The sequence below is a fragment of the Chromohalobacter sp. 48-RD10 genome, assembly GCF_029889785.1.
Lineage (GTDB): Bacteria > Pseudomonadota > Gammaproteobacteria > Pseudomonadales > Halomonadaceae > Chromohalobacter.
On record NZ_JARANX010000053.1, the window covers coordinates 1 to 5,016 of the forward strand.

Genomic DNA, 5,016 nt, shown 5'->3' on the forward strand with positions numbered 1-5,016 from the left:
GTTGAGCTTGGCGTATTTCATGTAGGCATGAAACGCCGTGGTCAATGCGACCGTCATGCCGTCCATTCCCTGGAGCAGGCCACCCTTGAAGATCAGCTTGCGCAGCATCGCGGCTGGGGCGTACATCAACGCTATATTACGGCTGAAAATTATTTTGTCGCCTACATATTGGCTGGCTGACACGCGTCGACGAGACGTTGATACAGCGCGAGATAGGCGTTGGCCATGGCGCCTGGGGTAAACGCCGATAGGCGTTGACTGGCGCTAACGGCCAACCGCTTCTGGCGTGTTGGGTCTTCAAGCAATGCTTGCAAAGTGTCCGCCAGTGCGCCGGCATCATCAACGGGCACCAGCATCCCACTGACGTTGTTCTCAACCAGGTCAGGGATGCCGTCGACATCGCTGGCTACGATAGGCACGCTGTGATCCATGGCATCGAGTAGTGTTGAGCCAAGGCCTTCATTGCGTGAGGGAAAAGCGAACAGCGTCATGATCTCAAGGTAGTCGCCGACATTTGGATGAAAGCCTTCCCAGATGACGTTATCCAGATCCGCGCTCTCCTCTTTCAGCGCCTCGCCATCTTCGCCTTCGCCCAATAGAAGAAAACAGACGTGTGGATGTGTCGTACGTAGTTGACGCGCCGCATCTAGCAGTACTCGCTGTCCTTTGTGGCGATCCACCAGCGCCCCAATATGGCCGATCACGGTGCAGCCGGCAAAGCGTTTGCGCAGCGCTGCGACCTTGACCGGGTCGCTTGGCTGGCCTGATAGAACGCTGGGAATTTTGGTCACTGGGCACCAGTTACGTTCGCGAAGATGGTCCTCGATGATCGACGAGATGGCCACCGACATCGCGGCGTCGCGATAGGTCACCTGATTGAAGTGTTTGGGTTTGACCGGCTGAGGAACGCGGCGGGTGAGAATATAGGGCGTACCGCGCAACTTTTTCTCAACCCACGCCCAGTGTATGGCCTTGGCTTCGTGGGCATGCGTTAGGGTCGCCCTCGAGCGATGGCAATGCCCGGCGAGAGCGTGGTCTGCATCGATGAGTTCGATGTCGAGGTTGCCTAGCGCGTCGCGTATCGGGGAGTCACGACGGCATACTAGGCTTTGCTCGATACCACCCTGATGTGTTGCCAGACGTGCCAGCGCCTCTATCAGTAGCAGCGTCTGGCGCTCGCCGCCACGAAAGCCGCGGGCCAGATTGACGTGTCGAACATGCAACGAACGGTCTCCCATGCGCTCACCATACCCGGTCGAAATCTTCGGCGTTTAGCACCTGGGCATCGCGCTGGAACTCGAGCAGCTTGGCGTACTTCAAGTAAGCGTTGATGCCCGCCGACAGGGCCACCGATACACCGTCGCTACCCGCTAGGAAGCCGGCCTGAAACAGGTACTTGCGTACGAAAGCGTTGGCGCCATGCAGTGCCGGTGACAACGCATTGGCACGCTTGCCCTTGAGGTACATGATCTTGGCGGCACGATTGGAAAAACGTCCGCTGGCCTTGCTGAAGAGCTCGCCGAGGTTGGCAAATGAATAGTGCTCAAGATCGGCATCCAGGCGCTGAGGGGCCTTCGCCTGGACCGAAGCATGTTGACGACTCTCGGAAAAGCCTGTGCGATCGCGATCAAACAGTCGAATGCAGTAATCGGGATACCAGCCACAGCGCTGAACCCAGCGGCTACCAATGAAATTGCGTCGGCGTAGCGCGTAGGCATCGTGCTTGTCGCTTTCGAGATTGAGTGTCTCGATGGCGATGACCGCTTCTTCAGTCAGGCGTTCGTCGGCATCTAGCGACAATATCCAGTGATGGGTCGCGGTACGCGGACCCACGTTTTTCTGCGGCCCATCCCCCAGATAGGGTTGATGAATCACGCTGGCGCCCAACGCTTCGGCGCGGGCGACGGTGTCGTCATGAGAGCCAGAGTCAATCACGATCAACTCGTCGCAGACTCGGTTGAGCGATGTCAGGCAGGCATCTATGTTGTCGGCTTCGTTGAGCGTGATCACTACGCCAGTAATGGCGGCCATGAGCAGTCCTGATTCTTTGATGAAGAGGTGTGTCTGATAGCGCCACAGGACATATTGTATGTGCTGGTCATGGTGACATCGACACGGCTAGCGATAGAACCGACGAAACCATTGCATCGCTTCAAACACCGCTGGCGAAAACTCGGCGCCCTCGACCGGATCAAGCTGGCGGTCGACGATCTTCCACTGACCGGTGCCATCGACCACGGTGATGCGATTCGGCTCGATGATGCCGTAGTCGATGTAGCTACTGGACTGGACCCAGGGATGATCGATACCCGGCTTGAGCAGATCCTCGCCCTGGGCGTAGTCGGCAAGCGGATTGGTGCAGCCGAGAGCATGGCGCATCAACATTGGCGCGACGTCGAGATGGCTCGTCATACCCGTGACGCGCCCGGGGTCGACCCCGGGGCCGTGAACGATCATCGGCACATGCGTTTGCGGTGACGCGAAGTTGCTGTTGTGCCCCCAATAGTTCTTGCCGAAATCATTGAACGACTGGCCGTGGTCGGCGGTGACCACCAGCATCGTATTTTCCCATTCACCCTTGGCCTTGAGATCGTCAATGACCTGCCCTAGAAGCTCGTCATCGTAATGGACGGCGTTGCGATGTCGATTGAAGTAGGGGGTTGGGTCAGTATCGGGACCTAGCTCCAGATAATCCATATTCTGGATAGATGGCTGGAAAGGCTGGCTGGCATCAGCCGGCACGTCATAGCCGTGTGGGGCATCGTAGAACAGCATGCCGAACCACGGTGACGCGTCCTTTTGCTCCTGCTGATCGAGCCACTTCAACCAATCCTCGGTCATCTTCTGATCCCGCCCCGCAGGCGAGCTACCGGGTGTACTCAATCGCAGCGGATCGACCGACGAGAAAATCGTGCGATCGAAACCGACGCCATCGAGGCTGGCCGAGGAGAAGATACCCAACGCGTAGTCCTGCTTCTGTAGCTGGGTGATCAGTAAGGGTGGCGTCTGGGTATCATCCAGATAGGCGTAGTAGTTACCAGTGAGGCCGTAGAAAAGGCTCATTGCCCCGTTACGGGTTGCATTACCACCGCTGTAATGGTCCAAATAGCGGCGACCGCTTTTGTGAAGTGCGGCATAGAGGTTCGGCGTATTCTTGGGGCCGTACTCATCGGCGCGCCAGGAATCAATCAACACCACCATGACGTTGGGCGGGTCGTCGGTCTGGCAACTGAGCGGATTTTTAGGCCAGTCGAGATTCTGCGCTTGTTTGGCACTGATGTCGGCCCGTTCGGCGCGAGCGGCGCGGGGGTCGAGCCAACCGTGTTTTTCCATGAAGTCCTTGGCGGTAGCTGGAAACAGCAGTGGATAGATGCCCACTTGTTGCGTCACGCTACGTACATAGCGTGCATCGGCGACGAGATGCAGCGCGTGACTGCCGATTAGCGCCAGTAGAATCACGCCACAGTTCAGACCAACCGGCAAGCGTGGTCGGCGCTTGCCGGCGATCAGACGATGGGCGAGCCAGCCTTCCGCTGCTAGGGCCACCAGCACGCAGCCAGTCACTACCAGCCAGGTCGAGGTTGTGAAGCTGAAAATTTCGCCATTCTTGTCGTTCAGAAACAGCGAAACCATGAAGTAGTTCACGTGGAAGCGGTACTGGGCGTAGACCGCGGTATCCAGTAACAGCGCACATAGCCCGAGTGCGCCTAATAGCGCCGCTGGCAGCCATAGCCAGCGCGCCTTTAACAATAGCGCCAACAGGCCCAGCGGCAACCAGGCGAGCAATACCAGCATGCCGAAATGGCCGACCCAAGTCAGGATCAGGTACGCCACTCCCATGGCATCGTTGGGGATCGCGAGGTAAGGCACATAACGCAGGGCGATCAGCCAGACGAGCGGGAGTTGCAAAAGCACAAAAATCAGGGTGCTGCGCCAACGGCGTCTCAGCGTATCTTGCATGCGGGGTCACCTTCTTGTGAGTCACCGGTAGCGTGTCGATAACCATCGACAATGGCCTTGAAGGCGTGTTCCGCATTGGCGGGTGAAAAGCGAACGAGTGAACGTTTGAGGCGCGCCAGGTTGGCCTCTTGCCAGCGGCCCGGGGTGCGTAACCGGCAGCGATCGAAGTCGATCAGCCATACCCGGTCATTGGCATCGACGAGCAGATTGCGGGCGTTGAGATCGACATGGTCGAGGCCAGCGTCGTGAAAACGGCGGATAGTGGCGCCAACGTCAGCGAGCAGTTCAGGCGTCATATTGGCCAAGCGTTCCGCCAGTGCCTGACTGTCAGCCAGGCGCTCGGTCATCAACGCCGCGTGGTAAGTCATTCTGTGTTTAACGATAAGCGCGGCGACAGGGGCTGGGACCGGCAGATTTTGCTCGAATAGATAATGCGTCAGCCGCATTTCCTCAAAGGCCCGGGTGTTTTCCAGGCCCAGCCATAGGTAGTCTACTCTACTTATCTTGGCTGCCATTCCGCCACGTCGGTACGGGCGCAAAACCCAATCGTTGCCGTCGACAGAGAGGAATTGGCTCGCCCCGCGGCCCGGCGCTGACCCGGTCACTAGACCTCGCTGGTCCCATGCCTGCGGATCGAGCCATGCTTCGCCGAAAGGAGGTAGAATCGGTTGCTCAGGATGAGAGAGACGCGTCCGATCATATAAGATGTACGATTCCCGATGGTGATGGGTCGATAATGGCATGACCAATCCTTAACGTTGGACCGTAGGGTAAACCGTAACGAGCCAGTGGCATGGTAGGCACCAATCAGCGCCACAGGGGCACATTGTAACCCGGAAAACTCGCCATCGCATGCCGGCGTGTCGCACCGTTCGGCATCCATCGAATATTGCAAGGAAACTGTTGTGACTGAAGACTCGCAAGCGCCGTTAGCCGTGATTGCCATTCGCCAGGTGGAAAAAAGTACTGGTGCGAGTCGCAACGCCTTTGAGCAGGCGACGGCATTGAAGGCGCTGGGCTATCGGGTGGTGATTCTCGCCGAGCGCGGTCGGCGAG

General features: G+C 58.0%; 4 protein-coding genes. All 4 read right to left on the reverse strand.

The window, feature by feature from the left end; genetic code table 11:
- Positions 1–161 precede the first annotated feature (161 nt).
- Positions 162–1,238 (reverse strand): glycosyltransferase family 4 protein, encoded by a 1,077-nt coding sequence (locus OP496_RS16560; protein ID WP_280564896.1) that lies wholly within the window; start codon positions 1,236–1,238, stop codon positions 162–164.
- 4 nt (positions 1,239–1,242) lie between these two features.
- On the reverse strand, positions 1,243–2,031 hold the full coding sequence (locus OP496_RS16565; protein ID WP_280564897.1) for a glycosyltransferase family 2 protein: 789 nt from the start codon (positions 2,029–2,031) through the stop codon (positions 1,243–1,245).
- Between the two features lie 87 nt (positions 2,032–2,118).
- Complete coding sequence (locus OP496_RS16570; protein ID WP_280564898.1) at positions 2,119–3,960, reverse strand: DUF3413 domain-containing protein; 1,842 nt, start codon at positions 3,958–3,960, stop codon at positions 2,119–2,121.
- Positions 3,945–4,703: a 3-deoxy-D-manno-octulosonic acid kinase gene (locus OP496_RS16575; protein ID WP_280564899.1), complete on the reverse strand. Its 759-nt coding sequence runs from the start codon at positions 4,701–4,703 to the stop codon at positions 3,945–3,947. The genes OP496_RS16570 and OP496_RS16575 overlap by 16 nt, the downstream gene beginning before the upstream one ends.
- Positions 4,704–5,016 lie beyond the last annotated feature (313 nt).

Coding starts and splice junctions, on each gene's coding strand:
- OP496_RS16560 (WP_280564896.1), bottom strand. CDS start 1,238: ATGGGAGACCGTTCGTTGCATGTTCGACACGTCAATCTGGCCCGCGGC.
- OP496_RS16565 (WP_280564897.1), bottom strand. CDS start 2,031: ATGGCCGCCATTACTGGCGTAGTGATCACGCTCAACGAAGCCGACAAC.
- OP496_RS16570 (WP_280564898.1), bottom strand. CDS start 3,960: ATGCAAGATACGCTGAGACGCCGTTGGCGCAGCACCCTGATTTTTGTG.
- OP496_RS16575 (WP_280564899.1), bottom strand. CDS start 4,703: ATGCCATTATCGACCCATCACCATCGGGAATCGTACATCTTATATGAT.